The 22,405-nt window shown below is 58.3% G+C and carries 16 protein-coding genes; 13 read left to right on the forward strand and 3 right to left on the reverse strand.

What is annotated here, in order from left to right; translation table 11 throughout:
- Positions 1-13 precede the first annotated feature (13 nt).
- The 4 genes from ACOZHM_RS09535 (at position 14) to ACOZHM_RS09550 (ending at position 11,461) form a co-directional block, all read left to right on the forward strand.
- Positions 14-1,057, forward strand: coding sequence for a hypothetical protein (locus ACOZHM_RS09535; RefSeq protein ID WP_421569009.1), 1,044 nt, complete (start codon positions 14-16; stop codon positions 1,055-1,057).
- Positions 1,054-6,252, forward strand: coding sequence for a DEAD/DEAH box helicase (locus ACOZHM_RS09540; RefSeq protein WP_421569010.1), 5,199 nt, complete (start codon positions 1,054-1,056; stop codon positions 6,250-6,252). Before ACOZHM_RS09535 ends, ACOZHM_RS09540 begins: the two co-directional genes overlap by 4 nt.
- Positions 6,253-6,305: 53 nt before the next feature.
- Positions 6,306-7,460, forward strand: coding sequence for a Druantia anti-phage system protein DruA (locus tag ACOZHM_RS09545; protein ID WP_421569011.1), 1,155 nt, complete (start codon positions 6,306-6,308; stop codon positions 7,458-7,460).
- 1,451 nt (positions 7,461-8,911) lie between these two features.
- Complete coding sequence (locus ACOZHM_RS09550; RefSeq protein WP_421569012.1) at positions 8,912-11,461, forward strand: hypothetical protein; 2,550 nt, start codon at positions 8,912-8,914, stop codon at positions 11,459-11,461.
- An 87-nt stretch (positions 11,462-11,548) separates the two neighbouring features.
- Here the strand turns inward: ACOZHM_RS09550 and ACOZHM_RS09555 are convergent, their stop codons facing one another.
- Together ACOZHM_RS09555 and ACOZHM_RS09560 are read right to left on the reverse strand one after the other, a co-directional pair.
- A complete protein-coding gene (locus ACOZHM_RS09555) occupies positions 11,549-12,310 on the reverse strand; it encodes an HNH endonuclease (RefSeq protein ID WP_421569013.1) in 762 nt (253 codons plus the stop codon).
- A 101-nt stretch (positions 12,311-12,411) separates the two neighbouring features.
- Positions 12,412-12,612: a hypothetical protein gene (locus ACOZHM_RS09560; RefSeq protein WP_421569014.1), complete on the reverse strand. Its 201-nt coding sequence runs from the start codon at positions 12,610-12,612 to the stop codon at positions 12,412-12,414.
- 826 nt (positions 12,613-13,438) lie between these two features.
- Between ACOZHM_RS09560 and ACOZHM_RS09565 the strand changes: the two genes are divergently transcribed.
- The 7 genes from ACOZHM_RS09565 to ACOZHM_RS09595 all read left to right on the forward strand — a co-directional run bounded on the left by ACOZHM_RS09565 (position 13,439) and on the right by ACOZHM_RS09595 (position 20,965).
- A complete protein-coding gene (locus ACOZHM_RS09565; protein WP_421569015.1) occupies positions 13,439-13,771 on the forward strand; it encodes a hypothetical protein in 333 nt (110 codons plus the stop codon).
- A gap of 247 nt (positions 13,772-14,018) precedes the next feature.
- Positions 14,019-15,620 (forward strand): hypothetical protein, encoded by a 1,602-nt coding sequence (locus ACOZHM_RS09570; protein ID WP_421569016.1) that lies wholly within the window; start codon positions 14,019-14,021, stop codon positions 15,618-15,620.
- A 262-nt stretch (positions 15,621-15,882) separates the two neighbouring features.
- Positions 15,883-16,383: a hypothetical protein gene (locus ACOZHM_RS09575; RefSeq protein WP_421569017.1), complete on the forward strand. Its 501-nt coding sequence runs from the start codon at positions 15,883-15,885 to the stop codon at positions 16,381-16,383.
- An 11-nt stretch (positions 16,384-16,394) separates the two neighbouring features.
- Positions 16,395-19,391 (forward strand): XVIPCD domain-containing protein, encoded by a 2,997-nt coding sequence (locus ACOZHM_RS09580; protein WP_421569018.1) that lies wholly within the window; start codon positions 16,395-16,397, stop codon positions 19,389-19,391.
- Between the two features lie 5 nt (positions 19,392-19,396).
- Positions 19,397-19,816 carry a hypothetical protein gene (locus ACOZHM_RS09585; RefSeq protein ID WP_421569019.1) on the forward strand — a complete coding sequence of 140 codons (420 nt, stop codon included), beginning with the start codon at positions 19,397-19,399 and terminating at the stop codon, positions 19,814-19,816.
- A complete protein-coding gene (locus tag ACOZHM_RS09590; RefSeq protein ID WP_421569020.1) occupies positions 19,813-20,409 on the forward strand; it encodes a zeta toxin family protein in 597 nt (198 codons plus the stop codon). The genes ACOZHM_RS09585 and ACOZHM_RS09590 overlap by 4 nt, the downstream gene beginning before the upstream one ends.
- Positions 20,410-20,599: 190 nt before the next feature.
- Complete coding sequence (locus ACOZHM_RS09595) at positions 20,600-20,965, forward strand: XVIPCD domain-containing protein (protein WP_421569021.1); 366 nt, start codon at positions 20,600-20,602, stop codon at positions 20,963-20,965.
- Positions 20,966-20,995: 30 nt separating this feature from the next.
- Here ACOZHM_RS09595 and ACOZHM_RS09600 read toward each other — a convergent pair whose 3' ends face one another.
- Positions 20,996-21,211, reverse strand: a complete 216-nt coding sequence (locus ACOZHM_RS09600) for a hypothetical protein (RefSeq protein ID WP_421569022.1) — start codon at positions 21,209-21,211, stop codon at positions 20,996-20,998.
- Positions 21,212-21,425: 214 nt separating this feature from the next.
- Between ACOZHM_RS09600 and ACOZHM_RS09605 the strand changes: the two genes are divergently transcribed.
- The gene (locus tag ACOZHM_RS09605) at positions 21,426-21,731 is read left to right on the forward strand and encodes an antitoxin VbhA family protein (protein ID WP_421569023.1); all 306 of its coding nucleotides are present in this window, start codon (positions 21,426-21,428) and stop codon (positions 21,729-21,731) included.
- Complete coding sequence (locus ACOZHM_RS09610; RefSeq protein WP_421569024.1) at positions 21,724-22,368, forward strand: Fic family protein; 645 nt, start codon at positions 21,724-21,726, stop codon at positions 22,366-22,368. The genes ACOZHM_RS09605 and ACOZHM_RS09610 overlap by 8 nt, the downstream gene beginning before the upstream one ends.
- Positions 22,369-22,405 lie beyond the last annotated feature (37 nt).

Here is a 22,405-nt window from a genome sequence, read left to right on the forward strand (position 1 = left end):
AAGATTGGCGTGCATGGCCGAGAAGCGTTGCTGGAGCCAATGGGGCAAACGGCGGCTGCGGAGATGCAAACTACTTGCCAATATGCACACGGACGAGCGACTCGGCTACAACCAGTCAATACCCTATGAGTGGCTGCAGGCGCCCTCAGAAAGGGACAGGGCTTTCCTCCTTGAATTCACGCGCGGAGCGCTCTATGCCCTCGCGCGTGATGAACGCGGGGCAATTTGTGAGGTCCATGTATCACGCATCCAGCACGCCTTTAGGAGGCTCGGGTCGCCTGCAATGTACAAGGTGGGATTAAAGCTCATGCGGCTAATGAGAGAAGTCGAGCGGCTCTCTCACGGCTACTGGCTTCTAACACCATTTCGCGTGATTGAAATCGAGAAGAAATACCATTTCGTTGGCGCCCTTCCTATCGCGCACGGCGCCCTCGGTGAAGTCGAAGAAAGTGCACTTTGTAGATTCGTATCGGCAGAAGTGGCCACCAGCTTTCCAATGCAAACTTTGGATTGCTGGTTGGGCTCCGCGCAGATCCAGTCGGAGAGCGTGATATCTGGAGTTGTCCGCGACCATGCCCGCTCAGCTCAGCGAACGGCTGATCTCGCTGACGTGCAATATCTCTCTTTCGTGAAGAACGGCGGCGGGGAGGCTCGCTTCGGCTGGAGCGATGTCCCATCAACGATTCTTAAGGAAGAAAAGATCGCCATTTGCAGGCAGCATGTGAGTGGTCTTCCGAGATACTTCTCAGCAAAGCTTTCTAACAAGCGACTGGCAAGCGAATGTCCCCTCACGGTACAGCTGTCCGAGCTGATCTTCGCTATTGCTCGCAACCTTGGCGCGCCTATCAGAGCTACCCTTAGGAAAAATGCTGTAGGTGTGACTCTCATTGAAGTTGATCAAAGGCTTCCCATCAATGAGTTTCGCCTCGCGCTGCTACTGGCAACCGATATTGCTAAGGATGCTGCAAGGGTGACGTACACCATTCCGTCCGATCTAGCGGCGGCTTTCACTCGTCGTCTCATTTCCCTTGGCTGCAAGGTGGAGTGTCAGGAATGACCGTCTCAAACTACTCCGTTCACTCCGTTTACAAGAGCATCCTTGATTCCTTTCATCAGTACCTAAGTGCTCAGTACCATATTTGGGATGAGCACCTCATTGCGGAGCGAGAGCGGATATTTGCCGAAGTTGGGAACACGGCGCAAGAGCCTAGGCTTGAGGCGACCCCACAGTACGCATCAGGCAAGTCGTATTCCGAGCTTGAAATACCAAGGGAGGCCATCTCGATCCTTAACTGCGCTGCGGCAGATGGCACAACTGGTATACCGCAGATCGCCTACACGCATCAGTGTCGGGCAGTGGAGCAATTCTTCGCGGGCAAGGAACTGATCGTCGCTACGGGTACCGGCTCAGGAAAGACTGAAAGTTTCCTAATTCCAATTCTATCAAGTCTTGCGACGGAATCCGCGCAAAGATCGAATTCCTGGCGGACGCCGGGTGTGCGCGCGATACTTCTCTATCCTATGAATGCGCTGGTAAACGACCAGCTCTCGAGGCTGAGGCGCCTGCTTGGGAATGAAAAAGTTCTAGCTCAGTTCGGACAGGGCCAGCGCAGGGTTGCGACCTTCGGAATGTACACGAGCAGATCGCCCTACCCTGGGCGCCGGACGTCGCGAAAGGATAAGGAGCGTGTCGTAGGGGAGATAAATAAACTCTACATCGAAGGAATGACGACCGAGTACCGAGGCCTGTTGAAGGAGGAGGGTAAGTGGCCGGCAAAGGATCTAGAAGCCTTCGTTAATTCTGGCCTAAACACGGGCTTGATGGACGCTGAGCTCATGACGCGCCACGAGATGCAGCACAGTGCGCCAGACATACTTGTTACCAATTACTCAATGCTTGAGTACATGATGCTCCGTCCGCTCGAAGCACCGATCTTCGAGCAAACGGCTGCGTGGCTCGCAGCGGATGCTCAGAATCGCTTGACCATCGTTATTGACGAAGCCCACATGTACCGCGGATCCGGTGGAGCGGAGGTCGCATATCTACTAAGGAGGCTCCAGGCACGGCTCTGCGTGCCAAGGGAACGGCTTAGGTTCATTCTTACTAGCGCGAGTTTAGGCGCTTCCGAAAGTGCAGAGAAAGACATCAAGGAGTTTGCCGAAAAGCTTACTGGCGGGAAGGTTAGCAACTTTGAGCTAATCAAAGGAGATCTGAACATAAGGTCAGGGGGAGCGATTGGCGGGGTATGTACTTCCAGGGTGCTTGCCTCATTTGATAGAACCGCCATCTTGGGGGCGTTCGACGATCTGGGAAAGTCGCACGCTTCCCTCTGTGCACTGGGTGATCAGCTAGGTACTGCTGTTCCTCGGCCCGACATGGAGCGTGGAAGTCTCCAGCACTACGTCTACGCAGTGCTGGAATCCCTTCCGGTGGCATCATTGGTCGCAGAGATGCTCACCCACAAGCCAATGGCAATATCGGATTGCGCGAAAATTGCCTTTCCGAATTCCCATGACTCAGCTGAAGCCCTCGAGTCGCTGCTGGCGTTGATGGCCTTCGGTTATGACCAGGCAAATAGACGTCCCTTCTGCCCGGTACGATCCCACCTGTTCTTCCGCGGACTACCAGGTCTTTATGTGTGCACAAACTCAAATTGTGGCTCATCCGGACCAGAAGGTGTGCGCACGCTTGGCAAGCTCCACGCCGCCGAAAGGCTTAGGTGTGATTGCGGCTCGCGTGTTTACGAGTTGTTGACGCACAGGTCTTGCGGCGCAAGCTATCTCCGTGCATATACAAAGGGGGTTGATGGCGACTTTCTCTGGCACCAGTCCTCAAATGGCACTTGGACGGAGACTCGGCTGGTCGAAGCGCAGTTCTACGTAATCCCCGATGCGCAAGCCGAAGACATCAAAGGAACCATCGTTTGGCTGCATGCCCCGACTGGGAAGCTCCTTTCAACGCAGCCGGCATCGGGGACACCTGGGCCTTTTCTACGCCTATTGCGGCCTGACAGTATCTGTGGCGACAGGGGGCGGGATGTAATTAGTCTAAAAAACGAATGCCCCGCATGCGGCCAGCGACCGCAGCCCGAATCGCCTGTGGCGATGGATCTTGCGACCAAGGGAGAGGCGCCCTTCGCACACATCGTTCGATCGCAGGTGAGCAGTCAGCCGGCCGTGAAGCGCCAAACGCGCCGGACGCCCAACGGTGGCCGTAAGACAATTATATTTTCCGATGGTCGACAGAAGGCGGCGAGGCTAGCTCGAGAAATACCTCGGGAACTGGAGTTGGATGTATTTCGGCAGGCAATATTCATGGCAGCGCAGTCTATGGAGGAGCTTGGGCGCGATCCCCGACTGAATGAGCAGCTGTATGTTGCGTTCCTCAAGTGCATGCTCGATCACAACCTATGCTTCTTCGATGGCAATGATCGTGCCACCCTAGAGCGCCATGTTGACGATTTTCAGAATTTCTATGATGGAGATTTAAGGGCTCAGTTGGAAGACGGCAGCGTAATGCCGCCGCCAAGCTATTGGGCGATCCTACTTAAGCAACTCGGAGCTCCTTTCTATTCAATCAGTTCACTTACCCTTGGCTACGCTGCACCCGTCCGGAAGGCTGTGTCGCAGAAGATCTACAGGGAGCTTCCGGGCATGCATGCAGGTGAGGTGGATGCAATGGCAGCAGCTTGGATTCAGCGTTTGCTCACTCGATTTGCTTTCGCGGCTGATGTTCCGGATGGTGTTAGGAGCAGCGCATCTCGATACCCAGTCAAGACATCGGTGGCGCGCGACGGCTTCTCAAAGGTGCATAGGCAGATTCTTGCGAAAAATGGTGTAGATACGGACGCGATCGAGAGCTGTTTCGCCAGAAACCTTTGCGACACTAAGCAAGATGGATCAATCTACCTAAAGCCGTCGCACATCATGCTCCGCTCTGCACTTACCGAAGAATGGGTCCAGTGCTCAACTTGTAGATCGGTTTCGCCCTCTCTCATATTTGGTTCCTGTCCGAGCTGCGGAAGCGCGAGCGCGATGCTCGTAGATCCTGAAAGTAGTGGCTATTTGAGGGCGAGAAAGGGGTTCTGGCGCGATCCGGTTGCGATGGCAACCCGGCGGAAGGCAGTGCCACTGAGCCTTGACGTTCAGGAGCACAGCGCCCAGCTTTCGTACAAAGACGCAGATAACCCGTCACCGACTACGGAGATATTTGAGCGACGATTTAGGGACATCCTAAAGGCAGGAGAGCGCGCTGTGGACGTGCTCAGTTGCACCACAACAATGGAAGTGGGTATCGATATCGGTTCCCTGATCGCGGTATCAATGCGTAACGTTCCGCCGATGCGACAGAACTACCAACAAAGAGCAGGGCGCTCAGGTCGCCGGGGGGCAGCAGTGTCAACCGTCGTGACATATGCTCAAGCGGGTGCTCATGATTCTTACTATTTTCAAAATCCAGACAAGATCCTGGCAGGCGAGCCTCCTAAGCCCGTATTAGATACTTCAAATGCGCGGATCACTGACCGACACGTGCTTTCCCAACTGCTTCAAGACTTCTTCCGCCCTCTTGCAGCCGGCTCGTCATCAAGCGACATCTACACGGTGTTGGGCGATACGTGGGATTTCTATCATGGGGAATCGCCTAGTGGCTTGGCGGCCTTTGTAGAATGGGTTTGGAACTCAGGTGATGGGAAGGGGTCTCTCGAACGGGCGCAAGCGTGGTTGCCCAATGGTCAGTCCGCGGAGAGAGTTGCTCGAAGCATGATTGATGAACTATTGGAGAAGAGGCCTTCGACAGAGGAGGGGCTAGAATCGAGGCTGATCGACTATCTGTTTGCCCGTGGCCTCCTGCCGTCATACGCATTCCCTGTCGACTTGTGCGCGCTTCAAATCCAGGAAAGGGTTGCTTCTGGTGGATACAGAGTAGTGGAGCAGGCTCAGCAGGGATTGAACATCGCGCTCTCTGAGTACGCTCCGGGCCGACTTGTAGTGGTAGACAAGAAGACGTACCGAATCGGCACCGTTGCATCCTCTGGGCCAGAAAGCGAGCTGGACCGAGGGGCGGCGCTATTCTCGAGGAGCAAGGTGTACCGTCACTGTGAGCAGTGCTCATACACTGCGGGATTCATAGGCATGGACGATGGTGAGCAAACGTGCCCCCAGTGTGCAGCCGTGACATTGCGGACGATGACTGTGATCCGGCCAGAGGTGGTCTTTCCAAGTGGCAAGACCGACATTAGCGATTTTGAAGATCAAGTCTACAGCCGAGTCACCAAAGCTCAGTTGCCACTTCCCGAAAAGGATAGGAAGTTGGCAACCGAACGCTTTGGGCAGCGATCTGGAATCGCGTACATGCCGAAGCAGCGTCTAATCGTAGTCAACGAGGGCGACCCGGGTGCTGTCGAGGTGGGTTTTCGTGTCTGCGAGAAATGTGGAAAAGTGCTAGCGCAGGGCGATGCAGAGGCTCCTCACGCACGAGACTACTTTACGAGTGGCTACGATCGCTCTCGATCTAAGCGTTGCGACGGAGAGTTTCGTCAGGTATTTTTGGGCTACGAGTTCACATCGGACGTGCTGCTCGTGCGGATCGATGTTGTAGAGCCAGTGCGGTTCGACCTGCACAAGAGGCGGGACCGAAAGCCGCTTGAAGATGCGCTTCAAACTCTGTGCGAAGCTCTGACGCTGTCGATTTCGAGGGTGTTGGACATAGATGTCCGCGAGGTGAGCGCAGGCTTCAGGTTTGGGAGCGACGGGGAGTCAAAGTTCGCCGACATATTTGTCTACGACAACCTGTCCGGTGGAGCAGGCTACGCGTTGGAAGCGGGGCAGTCCTTCGATAAGATCTTCCAAGATACAAGGCGGTTATTGGCAGATTGCAACTGCAGTGCCTCATGCGAGAACTGTTTGCGCCAGTACGCTAACCGTTTCAATCATGCGGACTTGGATCGGAACCTAGCGCTAGATCTAGCGAATTACATTGAAAGTGGATCGCTTCCAAGTCCGTTGGCCGCGGATGCGCAGGTGGGTACGCTCGAGCCGCTGATCGAGATGTTGAGGCTCGCAGGTGGAGTGGTTGAGGTTGGCACTGATGGAGTGTTGGCATCTTACGCCGGAAAGTCATATCAACTTGAGGTCTGTCCTTCTCTTCGATCCTGCGTTCATAGGGAGGCGCGAAATGGCGTAATCAGACTGGTATTCTCGCCCTACGAGATACAGCGCGATCTCCCAAGTGCCTTTGCAGAGATGAAATGAAAATGGGAAGTGTAGTTGAGTTGGGCGCGCGCGAGGCTTCGTTGAAGCGAACGGTGCGTAAGCACCTTCAGGACCTTGGTTTTGTGCGTGACTGCGAGGGCAGACTACAACCGCCAAGCTTGGAGAAAGAGGCATACAGGCGCTTTCATAAAGGTCAGCGTGAGGAGAAGCTTGCGGCAAACATGACATGGCTAGAGGCCCGCCAGAGCAAGCTGTTGAAGTGGTTCGCTAACGGGTGCGATGTGATCCCGAAAGACATACGGCCGGAGCTTGAGCTCATCAAAAGCAGGACTTGGCAGTCCGATCTATTTAGGATGGCGGCCCTACATTGGCAGGTTCCCGTTTCAGAGGGGTATGGGCGGCGGATGAGATTCCTGGTGTGGGATCGCTCCAATTCGAAATTGATTGGCATCATTGCGCTAGGGGACGCCGTTTTCAATCAGGCTGCCCGCGATGTCACAATTGGATGGGATCACAAGCGGAGATCGACAGCCCTGGTTAACATCATGGACGCCTACGTGCTCGGTGCTGTGCCGCCGTATAATCAGCTTCTGGGCGGAAAGCTAGTTGCTTCTCTAATTCGGACTCGAGAGGTGGCCCAAGCATTCGCATCGCGGTACGGCGAATCAGTTGGCCTTATCTCAAATGACAAGAAGAATGCCCGACTGTTGGCGGTGACTACGACCTCGGCTCTTGGGCGCTCATCTGTCTATAATAGATTGAAGCTAAATGGCACAAGCATATTCGAGTCCATTGGATACACTTCAGGCTGGGGTCACTTCCACTTTTCCGGAAAAGTATTTGAGGAACTGAGGGCGTATCTTCAGTTCGTTGGGGACGATTATGCTCAAGGCTTTGAGTACGGGTCGGGGCCCAATTGGAAGATTCGCGTCATCCGTCGGGCGCTTGAGCGTCTTGGTTTGGACACATCTCTTGCGCGACATGGTTTTGTCCGAGAGGTTTTCATCTGTAGGATCGCGACCAACGCGGAGGCAGTGCTTCGGGGCGACAAGAAGAGGGCGCTGTATGGAGGTCTTCCCAGTGTGAGGGAGGTAGGCGCCGCGGCGATGGCGAGATGGGTCGTGCCGCGCTCTGAACGGGATTCAAGTTATCGATCCTGGCGTGCTGCCGGTATCCTAGACTCGATCTACGGTGTCTTGCCACAGGAAGTGGCGCATCAGGCAGAGGTTCATGGACTGGGCGATTAATTCTGCTGGCGTACTGGTCATGCCGGGCACGCAGGATGCGTATGCACAACTGCTTCGTTGCCCGGTTTGTCATGCGAAGGTCTACCATAGAGGTGGCGCCCTCAATCGTCCTCACTTTGCGCACTACAGCGGCAATTTTAGTCGCGATTGCGAGCTATATACGCCCGGTACGGGCGCCGGGACAATCCAGTACCCGCAGCTGCAATCCATTCCTGCAAAGGAGCAGCGCCCTGTAATAGTGTGGCGCAGCGCTGGTTCTATCGCTCTTAGCCTATGGCTGAGATTGCCGCCGGATTTTGGTCGCGATTCGAGGTCAATTTCTATTGTTTCAAGTTTGGGGACGTACCTACGAGGCTCCGAACAGACTCGTTCGTCGTTTTCTCGTCTTCCTTTCAGAGTACCTCCGGCCACTGCCAAGATTAACCCCCATGACGAGCGGGTGGAATTGATGTTCGACGTCGCCCTGAGCCAGTTCCAACTTTCAGGGAACTTCTTCAGGGCAACGGTCACGGGCGGCATTCTGGAGGATCGCGATGTACCACTGGAGCTGGGACAAGACTACATCTATGTATCGCAGCGGCCGTTAGCGGAGCCATACCCAGTGGGACTTGCTCTGTCCCAACCCCCTACGCTTCACCAGAGCTGGAGCGTTTACCACATTAATCTGCGCGATGTTCCGGAAGCTCGCCTTCCGACCATCTCTGGGTTGTCTAGCTACTTTGAACGCGAGGTTGTTCCTCCGAGGCCAAAACTTGAGATCCTTTGGCCGCCGCCAAACAAGTACGACATGGACGGGACAGCGGTCTACCCCGCAGGCAGTAATCAAATCGTCTTGAGGTCCATTTCGGTTCTTCCCAAGTTCGAGTCCTGGGAAGGCACTGAGTCTGATGTTCGAGAGCTCGCTCAAGGCCTATTTCTAATTACGTGGAGTGGTGCTCCCAAAGAGGCTGCGGTGTGGGCGCATGGTGCTACTGCGCAGCGACTCAGATTCGAGTCGGACGTTACGTCAGTGCCGGACGGTGTCGTCATCGAGTGTGGCGACGCGAAGGTAGATCTTAGCGATAGTGGGTTGGAGTCGATCGATCTTAGTTCCGGTCCAATTCGGATCGAAGTCCCCAATAGCCGCGTTTGGTTGAGCGTCAAGATAGATGGGCAACGGCCAAGCCCCTTGCCGGATGGTCTTTCACTTTGCGTTCCCGGTGGTGTGGCATGCATTTCGGCCGGTGCGTTTGGGGTATGGGCCGAACGAGACTCGGCAGGAGGGATGGAATTCCCCCAATCTCGGTTCAGTGAAAATCTTGAGGCCCTCGTTACTGGCCTAGCAGGGAAGTTGGCCCTGAGCGAGATGCGTCTATTGGAGTCACGAGAGCATGCGCTTAGGTGGGCTTTGAGACACAATTGCCAAGAAGTACTTCCAATAATTCTCGCAAAATTGCCATTCGAGGTCGACCGTGGCTTATCTTGATCTTAGTCCCAAGCGTCTTTCATTCTTGCTTGCACAGGGGACGCACGAAGGAGAGCTAAAGAAGTTCTTCACGGAGTGCAAGACTCAGCTGCTGTTGCGTGGGGCAAAAGTTCAGAACATTCCGCATGGGAGAGAAGAGAGAATCCGCGCGATATGCGAGAGGCTATCACGTAGAACGGACGATACCTTGCAAGCATGGTTTAGTCAGAATATCAATCTGGCAGTGCGCGAGGAGCTAGATGATGTGCTCCTCTACCTGGAGGCACACTTCTCTGGAACCGACGAACTATCTAGAGCTCAAGCGAGAGATATTTGTAGGTCTGCGCTGACATACATTTTTGAGGCCGAACCGAACGTTGCGCTTCTAGGCCTTCTCAAGGGCCAAGAATCCAAAGCAGAAACCCAGTCTGAGCTAGTTGCTGGCGATTCAAGATCCCGCGAGCTGGTAGACGTGGCGGGAGAGACGGATGGGGCCGCGTATCAACATACGGCGGTGCTAGCTTCTGAGGCGTACCCGCTGTCGGAGCTAATTGCATCTCTCATAGCAGGCGACGAGAAGGGGTTGGAGGTTGCGCTGTCGCAGTTCAGTCAAAAGACCAGGTCGCTAACTACTGCCCTCATAGCGCTTCGTGGAGGCGATATCGCTACCGCGGAGAGCCAACTGCCGTCGATAGGAACCTCTGGGCCTGAATGGGAAGTCTTCGAGAACGCTTTGTCTAGAGCGAGGCATCAGCCGGAAGGCGCCCCCAGGCAAGCCGGGGCGCGGGTGAACGTTCCTGCCTTCATGACGAATCTGGTTATAGAGGACACGCAAGAGATTATTGGGGTGCTAACTAACGAATCTGAGACGGGAGCTGTCTTTGTGCAGCCTGTGCTTCTCTTCTTTGAAGGGAGTCCAGTTCAACTGGCCAAGGATCATTGCCTCCAACTCTTTCCGGAGAGCGGTTCTGTCATGACTCATCGATCCGCGCTTAGGCGATCCCCAAGAGTGCGAGACCTTGTGAGATGGGGCGTGACTGAGCGCGACCGGCCTGACGGGCGGACGCGGTTCCACATGGATAGTGAGAAGGCTTCTCCGATTCGTGTCGTACAACTTCCCGTTCCTAGCCGGGATCCCGATGAAGTCAGAGCTCAGATACGCGCCTATGCAGCAGCCACCGGATGGGGCATGGGAGAGCAATGCATCTTCTTGCTGCTAGATGGACTCGCGGTCATCTCGCCAAAGAATGTGGATGTCACTCGAGACGAGCCGTTTCATAGTCCTTGGCAGGTGTGGACGTCGCTCGATACATGGATAATTGAGGGGCATCAGTACTGCCTTGAGCTTCCACTTGAAACGCCGTCATTGCTCGATCTATCTCCCATAGGAATCGCGTTCAGTCGCCTTTTGAAAGGCCTCGATGCCCATGGACGTTTTGCCACAAGCAAGGCACAACGGAAGGAGCTTGTGGAGCTTCTTGAGCGAGACGAGGGGAGGGAGATTTCCGGCCGCATCAGGCGCATTGCAGGATCAGTGCGGCAGATGTCCATCGACGAGGAGCAAGTCGAGCTGCTTCTTGATCTACTGAGATCTCACGACGACGTGAAGAGGCGCATCGAAGAGCTTGTCTCGCAGGGTGTAGAGGCGAGGCAGCGAGAGAAGATTGGATTGAGCGAAGAGATCATCGCTCTCCGTAGGAAAAAGTCTGAGCTGGAGACTGAAGGGCGCGATATTGAGCGGCGCAATCGTGCTCGCGCTGAGTCTGTAGGTGTTTCTGTGAAAGGCGCTTTTGACGCGGCTATAGAGCAAGGAGCAGCGTCGCTCGCGTCCGCGGAGATAATGAGAATGTTGGGTGGCAGAAGTGGATCGTCTCGCGGTCAAGAGCTGGGTGAGGTGCCTAGGAAGGAAGTAAGGTCCTGGGTGGTGAGTGAGTCTCTGACACCTGAATCATTGCGGGAACGACTACACGTAATAGGAATCAACGCCCGGCAGGTTGCTGTCCTTTCCGCGCTTGTAGCCATCGCCGAGCGCGCCGGTGCGGCTGTTCTCATAAAGGGATGCGTTGCCAGGCAGTGCGTTCAAGCGGTGGCAGTCAGCGATAGAGTGCCGGTCAACTTCATTGATATTCCTATGGGCCTGACGTCGAGCTCGGTCATACAGCCATTGCTTGACCGATTTGGTGAATCCGAGAGAATGGCGTTCCTCGGTGCTGACCTATCTCCATTGGACGTTTACGCTACCGGATTGCTTGACCGTGTCATGGCGCAATGTGTTCGGGAGCGAGAGAGATGGTTGATCATCGGTGCATGCGTTGGTGGTGAGTTGAGCTTGCCGGTGCCCGCGTCATGGCGGAAGGTTGCGTTGGTCATCAATTTGGATTCTAACTGGGACGGGGAGTGTCCCGGGCTGGACGAGGTTGACGATGAATCAATCATGCTGCTGCGCGTCATTCGCGACCGACTCGCGGAGGAGCTATTCGCAGTTGATGAGAGGCTGAGGCATCACCTAGAGTTCGCGGTCGTCCGGGCGATTATTGGCGGTGCGAGTCTTGCATAGCGGCAGTGCGTTCAGTCTCGAGCGGGCAACGCGTCGGCGAAAGCCTCCAATAGCGGAAATTGAGCCGCTCCAGGAAATAAGTGTGCATTACCAGTCACATAGCGCTCGATGCTTCTCAAGCTGAAGTCTATCCACATCGCATCCTTTGACTATGGGCCTCGCTAACGATTTACCAATAAGATCTTGGTAGCTGGAGCCTGCAAGGGTTGGCGCGACGCAAATCCGCATGGTGGTTGTGTCGACGCCGATCAGGTTTAGGTCAAAAAGGGTGTGCAGGTCTGACCGGAGAAGAAGGCCGTTAGAGACCACGTTTGTCTCTCTGCCCAGGTAGCGGTGGATATGAGCTGCCTCAAGGACATCAACCACCCCACAGCCAGTCATAGCACACCTGCCGCCATAGGCCTCCAGAAGGGCGGCCCGAAACTCTCTTTGGCCCTGACGCTGCACGATCGACCTTAGGACCCGGGCTCTTTGATCCTCGACGTTCTCTGGAAGGTAGTACCCCGAGTCACTCACGATCTGGCGCTGCTGCTCAAGCCGGGTCAAGGTGGCAGGGGATACGGCAGTGGGGGGGGCAACCTTCAGCAGCTTGATAAGTACACCGGTGACCTCCGTACCAACGTTCTTCGCCGGCTTCAGGCCATCTATCCATTCTTGATCGAGCTGCTCCAGGACATGCGAGATGTTTTGCATGCGGTACTCCCAGGCTTTGGCAGTACGTCCGTACTTGAGGGCGAGCTCTCGGTAGAGCTGCGTCTTATTGAAGCTGAAGCCGTCTGCTGCACGTTGCTGCATCCAGCGGTACGTCTCAACGGCAGCAGCAAGCTGCTCGTGGGTCCAATCGTCCATGCCACCTTCCTCTCGCCCTGTGTGAATCGCCGATTCCATAGGGTGAAAGTATGCCGTAGGCGACCACTAGTGGCGCAACCGGCCCGCTAGGCGGTGCAGCTCTATCCAGGACTCGGCCAGAACGTGTCAACCCGGCACAGATCGAAGTCTCGCCCGTAAGCCAGCGCAGCATCATTCGCGGGGAGATCTGCGTACCAGCTCAGTTCAATCTCATGCATGCCGGCCTCTGCGTGGTCAATGGCAAAGAAGCCACGCATCGCCTCATCGAACTCCCGCAACCAGGCGGAATCAATCTGGGTCATCTACTGCTCTCCTCTGAATGGCAGTAGATTGCGTGCGTCCCGTCCCAGATCCTGCGACCGCAACAAGCCAGTTGCGCCAATGATTAGGCAGCACCAACCAAGCCGCGCAGATCAACAGTAACAAGCGATTTCCCATCCCCCTACTGATCCCGCATGGTGCACATCGGAGCGTAGAAACTCTTCTAGCAAGACAATGTTGGACGTCCCACGTCGGGAGGGTGGCTAATACAACACCCCCTGTGGAAATACGCCCGCCGGTTCTTGCTAGACGGTTTCTAACCTCCCGACTCCCTTGCCGTCCCGGCGAGGGACCTTCCTGCCGGAGGTCCAACATGCTGCTTACGACGCCGCACAGCCCGTTCGGGTTAGTGCCAACTATCCCCAAGCCATACGCCCGCCCACCTTGCAGCCCCCAAGGTCGCGTGGCGGCGCGTTCCACCCATGCGCAGCACATCGCCGTCGAGATTGTGCCTCACCTTCGATTGCCCAGCCGCTGGCTTGACCGCTTGGGGCTGGTCACAGACGTATCTCAGAATCGAGCCCACGCCCGGTGGCGTCACGCTGACGATCAGCCGAACGCCAATGGCAGTCCACGCGTACAGCCCAATGAAGCATCAGCGGAAATCCCGCTGAGCTGATTGGCCCTGCGTGGTGGGCCCAGCCTGTCGGCACCCGGCACACCCTACAGAGCGCTCGAAGCTTGGCGACATTGAACGCCAAGCCTTCGTAGACCCGCGCTCTGAACCTCACCAACGAGCATGCCATTGCACCGCAGGTGCGGTGCGTACGCGCATGCCCGCTCAACCCGAAGCACCAGGAGGAAGTCATGAAGAAGAGTGTCTTGATCCAGCTGGAGATCGATGAAGCGCTGCTCATCAAGTTCGAGGCAGCCACGGCAACCGAAAACCTCACCGGAGCGCAGGTGCTCCGGCAGCTGATGCGGGAGTACGTGTACATGCACTGTCGCACGGAGGCGCTCAACGAGGCGAAGCGCCTGGAATCGGCCAAGCGTGTCTCGGCGATTGTCGCCCTGGATGCGCTCATGGCGTCCAACCACGTGCCAGATGCGGTGGCCCGGTTCGCGGACGATGACCGGGACGTGGATGAGATGGGGCGGCGGCAGCATGGGTGGGGCAGCTCACCAGCGGGCATGGATTGAGCTGTCGCTATCTCGGAAGACCCTGTTGAAGTCGAGGTGGTGAGTTCACTCGATCTGTGAACTTGCCTCCCTTACGCCGTCTAGACCCGTCTGGCTCTGGGGTTGGAAGGCAGGTTTGGCCGTGTGGCCGTGGGCCGCGAGTTGGCAATTGGGTGCGTCCCTTGGCCCATTGTGGCCCCCACTCGGCGAGGGATAGGATTGGCCCTGACGAGGGCATGTGCCTTCGACGTCAGCCAAGGAGAGGTTCATGGAAGAACGAATCGCGCGCCTGAAGACTTCGCAGGACGCCCGCAAATTCGCGGCAAATGCTCAGCGCCTGGGCCACGCAGACCTTGAGACCCAAGCGCTGGAGCGGGCTCTGGAGCTCCAGGCGGTAGAGGAGGGGTACTCCACCCCCGCTCAGCAGGCCATTGCGGCCGCGCTGTATGCCTACGAAGAGCAGCAAAGCCAGGTCAAAGGGCGAGTGTTTCGGGCGAACCGTACCCGCCAGATGTTCGCAAAGCATGGAACACTGGCCGCAGCCGAGCGCATGGTCCTAAGCCGAAAGCCTTCAAAGGGCTACGAGGTCCTGGAAGGTGCCGGGCTCCAAGAGCTGAGCTTCGAGGCAATCATTGATCGGTTCCCCGAGGAGTTCTCGGAAGCGGCACTGGAGGCCTCACGCGCGCGGCTTGAGGGACGGCCCCGGGCGGTAGCTACGCCGGAAAGGCCCGGCTTGCCGCCTCCGCCAGACGACGGCGAGGCGGGTGATCCTGCCGAACCGGCACCGGCACCGGCACCGGCACCGATGGCGCTGGACGCCGAGGCGCTTGCATTCATCGATGGGTTCCTTGATCCCACCACATGGTTCCTGAGCCGATGGCTGCCCCGTTATCGCGAGTCGATCCAGGCCATTGAGGACGCACTGGCGGACGATCGGCCAGAAGATATCTTCGAGTTGCTGTGGAAGCGCGCCGAGAATCACATCAGCAACGCTGGGCAAGGCATCCTCAAGTTTGAGCACGTGGACGAGTTGCGGGATGAGCTGATCCAGGTGATTCGCGACATCCAAGCAGACGGGAGTCCTTCGAGCTTCGAGCGCATCGTGGATCGCTTCAGAGGATGGAAGTCGTCCGGCCGAATCTCCAAGCTTCCCGAGCTGATGATCGCCCGCGCGTTCGCTGGCGTGCACCCTTCGAGATATCACACCACCGTTGACTCAAGCAGCCAAGATGAAGCCATCAAGTGGTTCGTCGATCACACAGGCCTCTTGATTCCCAAGGGGCTTAACTGGGCCGAACGTGCCCAGGCGCTGACTGCCCATCTGGACCGCATCGGCGCACTTGCAGGGGATGAGCTGGTGCGCAACATCTTCCCGTGGTTTGTGGTGGAGCAGGTTCGGGTGCGCACCGCTCCTGCTGGCATCAAGCCCGGCCATACGCCACGTCCCCTGTCGGCGTCTGCTGATCTCCCTGCAGCCCGCCGACATATCGAACTCCGGCATAACGCGCTGCAGACAGCCCTTTTCCATCGACTCGTCGAGGAGTTTGGAAAAGAATCGGTGTGGACCGAGTACCCCACCGGAACTGGGGGCTACGCCGATGCCATTGTTCGCCCGAAGGACGGTCGTTGCCAGCTGTACGAGATCAAGATCGCGGCAACCGCGAGCGCTGTCGTCCGTCAGGCCATGGGGCAGCTGCTGGAGTACGGATACCGCACGGGTGGCCTTGAGCCTGCGGCGCTCTTCATCGTTGGGGAGCCGGAGGTCGATGAAGCTACCGTTCGCTTCATCGCAAGATTGAACGCCGAGTTCAATTTGAAGATCGACTACATGAGGATTGTGCTTCCAGACAAGGCTGAGGGCGGCGCCTGACTCAGCCCAGTCGGATTCCTGCACGTAAGAGTTTACTGATAGTCCGATACCGTTAACTGTGACAGTCTTTGGCGTTGTTCCCGGCAGGAAGGCCGTAGGATGGGGCGTTCGACGGATGCCAGCGGCATCCGCGCTGGAACGTGTGACGCGCTCCTTGGCACTCCGTTCGATGTCTGAAGCGCAGGCCAAGCCGTGAAGACCGGGGCGGCAGTAGTCAGCAGAATCGACAGGCTCAACAGTTGACAATTGTTTAGGAAGAATGATGCCTCTTAGTTTCCAGCCCCGCTCCCACTCCTCGTACGAACCGGTCAGCGACGTCTCGATTCCGCGACCAAGAGTTCTCCCCGCGACACTCTCCAGTGGCGGGAAGGGCACTGAGTACCAGTACTCGTTCTATCGCGGCGACGACCGGATTGGTGGGCTGGGCTTCGATGGACCAGATGAGATCGTTGTGATCGATGGATCCCGGGAATGGGTGTTCACGTTTGACCTCGGTCGGGAAGCCATCATCAAGTCCATGCTCCGATACAAGCCGGACTTTGGAGAGACGGATGATGACTTCACTTTCCTGCGCGGGCTTGCGCAAGGTCTTGTGCTCGCATATGCAGGTCGTACTGACAACGATGACAACCTCCGCTATGTCGCCGTGACCAACCTTGAAGCGCTTGAGCGTGCTGGGGTTCGTATGACTGCCGAAAGCGTCGCCTTGTCAGACGGAATAGTTGTCCTGGCTGAGGTCGCAGTTCCAGCTCACGTCGACTGAGGGCGGACAAAGTGACCGCTTTCCAGTTTGATGATTTCGCCCGCACCACGCTGGGCGGCGCAAGCAACTTGGCCGACGAGAGTGCGCTTTCCGCACGGCAGGTAGAAGAAGTAATTGACTACCTGAAGTCTCCTGGCTCAGGGCCGGATGCGTCTACGAGCTATGCCGAATACGTTCGGAACAAGTTGCAGGCGCTCCCGCCCGAGTTGCCGGTAGGAATGGACTACGTTGGGTTCTCAGGCAAGGATCGTTGGGGGAACTACAACTTTCAGAATGCGACCGACTACTCCAAGGACCTTGGTGGACGTGCGGGCCTGATTGGCGATACTCCGTGGGGCAAGTTCGTCGACGGGCTGCAGAAAAACGCTGCGCAGCACCCCGAGTTCCAAGTCATGGAAAGTGGCCTCAAGGACTTCATGAATTCAAGGGGTATCAAGCCTTGGAACAAGGACTACGCTGGCGCGCTTCAAGACATGATGTGGAACGCAGGAAGTCCTGAGTACTTCAGGAACGCCCTTGCGACAGGGAAGCCCATCGTAGCGTTCGTGGACAATGCCCCACCAAATCGAGGCTTCAGCAACTTCGAGCTCACTACGGCGCTCGAGCACCCCACAGCTCGAATCAATGGCTATCCCGTCAGCGCCTTCGGGCCGGATCCGCTTGCGTTCGTCCGGAATTCGGCCGCTGAGTATCAAGCGCTGGAGGTCACGCTCGCCGAGGCAGCCACCCTCAACAGTGGTCAGTCCGTCACCGTCGCCGAGGTTCGTCTTCAGCTCAAGCCCATCGATGGCTATGACGCGGTGAATCAGATCCTGTTTGATCGACCAATCCACGAATTCAAGTCCTTCAACCTCACCGAGATGGCCGCCACCCGTGCGGACTGGCATGCATCCCGCGCCAGCCTTGGCACGAGTCCCAGGCTCCATGCCGAGGCGCCCGAACACACACCGCACGCGGCGACCCCACCCGGTGGCGCACGTGCGCCCCCTGGCGGTGCTGCAGGTATCGCGGAGGTGGCAGCAGAGTCCGCGCCCCACGGCGTACACGCGGGCATGAACCCCGGCATGAAGGTCGCCGGCGTTGCCGGCGTGGCGCTGCTGGCCCATGACTTCGCCACCTCAGGCCACAAGTGGGTGGAGCTGTATTCCCAAGGCAACGCGGCAGGCGCTGACTCCACCGCTGCCCACTTTGTGGGCCGCAATGTTGGCGGTGGGTTGGGTGGCTTCGCTGCTGGCGCAGGCGTTGGCCTGGCGACCGGTTCATGGACCGGCCCCGGTGCGATCGCCGCCGGCATTGGCGGCGGTGTGCTTGGCGCCTATCTGGGCGAGCGATGGGCCGATCAGCGGGACATCGACCACATCTACAAGCAGGAAGACACCATGGGGCGCGTGTGGACGCGCTCTCCGACCGACCCAGATGCGCGCTGGCTGCGTGCGTCGCACCAGCAACAGGTACAGAGCGGCGATCTCGGAACCGGCGTGGAAGTGCGCCCGGTGCAGACTGCCCTTGGTGAGGACGTCACGGTCCGCACCCACTACGTGGCCACCGGCACGCTGGAGCGGCAGCTGGACTGGAAGGCGGCCAAGGCCTCCTACGAGCTGGGCCTGACCAACCCACCGCCGGCGCAGGACCCGTACCGCCTGAGGGCGAGGGACGATCAAGGTCCAGCACCGGGTCCATTCGAGACCGGGCGCGCCTTTGTGCGCGACCCCGCGTCCCGGGAATGGGAGCTGGAAATCAAGCAGATGGTCGACGGCCATGTGCCCATCACGCGAACGGCCCCGGTTTCCCCTGAGCAGTCGCTGCAACTGGACGAGCAGTCGCGCGCAGTGATCGCCCAGAACGCCGCCAATACGCCCGCTGCCATGGCCGCACGCTATATGGTGGCGTACGAGCAGGGGCGCTGGAGCGACTTTGGCGACGCGAAGGAACCCTCCATTCCGCTGGCCATCCAGAACGCACGGGACAGCGCGGACACGCTGCGCGCAAGTGACGGCAACCGCTACACCCGGGATGAGGAAGGGCAGTGGGTCAGTAACGGACTGGTCCTCGACAGCGCTGCCAACCGCAACGTAAGCGAAGAGCTGGAAGTTACCTGGCAAAGCCAGCAGGCCGGCGTGGCGGGCTTGAAGGGCATGGCGGAGGAGATCAAGGCCAACGTACACCTGGCGCCGGAGGGAATCCGCGGGCAGGTGGATGCGTTGTACCAGCAGCACGGCATTGTGCGCACGGAAGAACAGCTGGCGGCAACGGCGGCGGCAGTGGAGCAGAGCCTGGCCAGCAATGCAAGGCAGGGCGACCTGGTGCTGGAGCTCTTGCCCGACCCGCGCACCCACGCGCCCAGCCCCGAGAGCGCCATTGCGGCGTTCGGCGACGCCGGTGGCCGCATGGTACTCACGGCCACCACCACCATGGAGGACGTGGCGAAGATCCAGTCGCTGAATCAGCAGCCGTCGGCAACGCCGCGTGGTGGCCACGAGCCCCACGTTCCCACCCTGGACCCGGTGACCGTGACCGCGCCAGTGCATGCGACCCCTACGCCGCCGCCGGCCGCTGAGGTGCCGCGCGTCGAGGCTGCGCCTTGGACGCCTGTGAACCCCGGTCATCCGGATCACGCGATGTACCAGCAGATCCGCGAACAGGTCACCGCGCTCGATGCATCACATGGTCGCAGCTACGACCAGACCAGCGAACGCCTCACCGGCAGCCTGCTGGTGCTGGCCAAGGGCAGGGGGATGGACCAGGTGGACCATGTTGTACTGAGCCGCGCCACAGCGGAGCAACCTGCCGGGCAGCACGTCTTCGTGGTGCAGGGGGAGTTGAACGACCCGGGCCACCTCCGTGCGGGCATGTCCACCCAGCAGGCGGTGACGGCGCCGTTCGAGCAGTCGATGGCGAAGTTTGACGCGGTTGCACAAGAGCAGGCGCAGGCGCAGCAGCTGAACAACCAGCGTGAGACGGCAGACCGCCAGCAAGAGACGCAGCGGTCTGCCATGAGAATGGGGTAGCGGTCATGAAGCAACTTCTTCGCAAACTCTTTGATCGTGCTACCCCGACGGCGGACGCGCCGGCATCCGAGGCTCCTGCACGGGGCGCCTCGCCAACAGTGCCGGCCAATCTACGCGAGCGACTCCGCAAGCATCCGGCGCATATCGAACGCCTGCAGCAGGCTCTGGACGGCGTCACTATCGCCGGGAGGGAAGGTATCCCACGGTTCGAGCTCGCGGTATGGGCGCTGGAAGGTCGTATGGGAACCTTCCTCTCGGAAGCAAGGGACGAACTCGATGCCGCACGCGCTGCTGGCGATAGGAAGGAAGTAAAGCGGGCAGAGGCGAATGTCCGGCTGATGTCCGAGATACGCCTGAAACAGGTATGGATTGGCGATACCGCCTTGTGGAACCACTTTGGAAAGCCGGAAGGGAGCGCACCATGACCGACATCGACTGTCAGCTTTCCCGGCAGGAAAGCGACCTCATTTTGGTTGAGCAGATCATTCCCGACTATCGGCTTGACGACATCATTGCGTACGACCGGCCCAAGGTGATCATTGTGGCTGGCCAACCGGGGGCATGCGCCGCGAAGCTGGTGCGGGAACTGTTTGTGGAGCTGCAAGGCGATGCTGTCCTGATTGATCCCGAGGATCTCGCGGACTACCACCCACTGGTGAGGAGGTTGCGGCGAGATCACCCCCATGCGTGGACGGCACACACAGCGACGGATGCACTGATCTGGGCCATCAGGCTGATGTACCACACTGCCAGCCTGATGAAGCATGTGATCCTGGACCTCTCCTTCACGGATGGCTCGCTCGTTTCTCGTGACCTCGTCAAAGCCATGAAAGACCGTGGGTACGCGGTGGAGGTACGCGCCGTAGCGGCGCACCGATTGGAAAGCGAGATTGCCTTGCATGTGCGCTTCGTAGACGGCATGGCCAATGAAGGTTACGGCCGCTACATCTCGAAGGCCGTTCATGACAGCGCCTATGAGCTTCTTCCGGAACGACTGAACGCGATTCAAGGCCGGTAGCTGGTGTGCTTCGCGCAACCGGGCCACTGCCGGCCAGCGGATCACCAAACAGAGCGCGGCCGCTGGGTCCGGCCTACGGAGCGATGCGTGACGCATCCGCCGCGTATGCGGAAGTGCCCGTGATAATCTGGACCCCAAGCGGTTCGGCAGGCACAGCAAACCGATACGAGTCTCGGGAGGACTTTGGAACGTGAAGGAACACAACGGAGCTGACACCGCCGATCTGGCGCTCTACCAGCAGATTCGCCGCGAAGTGGTCGCACTCGACACCGCCCACGGCCGCACCTACGACAAGACCAGCGAGCGCCTCACCGGCAGCCTGCTTGCCTTGGCCAAGGACCACGGTCTGAAGCGGGTAGACCACGTGGTGCTCAGCGACCCCACTGCAGACCAGCCTGGCGCACACAACGTATTCGTGGTGCAGGGCGAGCTGGACAACCCCGGCCACCTGCGCGCAGGTATGTGCACCGTACTTGCGGTGCAACCCCGCCCTGAAGAGTTGCTGGAGCAGCTCGACGCAGCCGCGCAGGCACCGCACGGCCGCGAGGAAGAGTAAGCATTCCATCGAGTGCTTGGCCGCCTTGGCTCAGCTGTTCAACGCAAGCCCTGCCGGCGGCCACAACGGATCGGCCCGATCCAGATCGTAGTCATTGCCAAACGCCAACGCCGCCTCACGCGGCTCCAGGTCGTAGTAGCTCACCAGCAGCTGCTCATCCATGCCGGCGTCGCTGTGGTTGATGGCAAACAGGCCAAGCATGGCCTGGTCGAATTCTTCCAGCCAGTCAGTGTCGATCTTGTTCATGTGGATCCTCCGAAGCGGAGGGCAGGATCGCGCATGGGCGTCTCACAGATTGGGACCGTGTTGAATCCACAGGCCCAGCGCCCGGACACAGGGATCAGTTGGACCATTCGCAGAACGCCCGTTATTCGGCCAATCGATAGATAACGTCACTACATTGACACTACAATGTAGTTATGGAATAATTCCAGAGCCCGAAATTGTGGAGTCTCTTAACGTGAGCAAAGACGTGTTCATGCAACTGCGCATAGAGCCGGAGCTTCGTGCGAACTTCCAAGAAGCAGTGGCGCTTGAGCACCGCCCCGCTGCGCAGGTCATTCGGGAGTTCATGCGCGAATACGTGGCGGCCAGGCTGCGTCCGGAACCCGCCAACCAAGAAAAGCGAATGGAAGCGGTGCGGTTCGCAGCGGCATCGGTCGCCTTGGAGGGACTCAGTGTGAGCTCCGAAGCAGAGGCGCAGGCAAGAAGGTTTGTGAATGGTGAGATCAGTCTGGACGAACTGGTAGCCGCAAAGAATGGGTGAACGTGCAGATCACACGGCGCAGTTTGAAGCCGATCGCACGTTCTTACGCTCTATTGAACTCGATCTGCGCCCGGTTGCCGGACAGTATGATCGGCAGCACCTGCAGCAGATCCACCAACGGCTCTTTCAGGATCTACCCGCGTTCAATCCGGGCGTGTTTCGAAAACCAACGCCGAAAGGCAGAGACTGGGTGAAGCGAAGGACGATCGAGGGGAGCCACTTCCTGGTCGCCTATTCGTCGTTGGACAACAAGGCGCTGGACGACATGGATGCAGCACTTGCTGCGCATTCCTCCAGCATCCTCAGCGGTGTTCCCGCCGAAACGTTGCCCGCGCACATGGCGCAACTGTATTCGGCAATCGACTACGCCCACCCGTTCAATGACGGGAACAGCAGAGCCCTCCGGGTGTTTACGCGCCAGCTGGCGCGAGAGGCTGGTTACACGTTGAGTTGGGACGCGCTTGGCCAGAGCAGCGTCGCACAGGCGCGCTTGTACGTTGCGCGAGATCTGGCGGTGAACACGCTCGCCCTTCCAAACATTCGCTCCGATGCCAATCGCCGTGACGTGCTGTTCGCGCTGGATGTTCTCGCGGAAAACCCCACCTTGGCGCAGCTGCTCAAGCGGGCATTTCAGTGACCGGGCCGTAGCTGATGGTCCTGCGTCTCTCCTGTTA

This window comes from Stenotrophomonas sp. PD6 (assembly GCF_049199305.1).
GTDB lineage: Bacteria > Pseudomonadota > Gammaproteobacteria > Xanthomonadales > Xanthomonadaceae > Stenotrophomonas.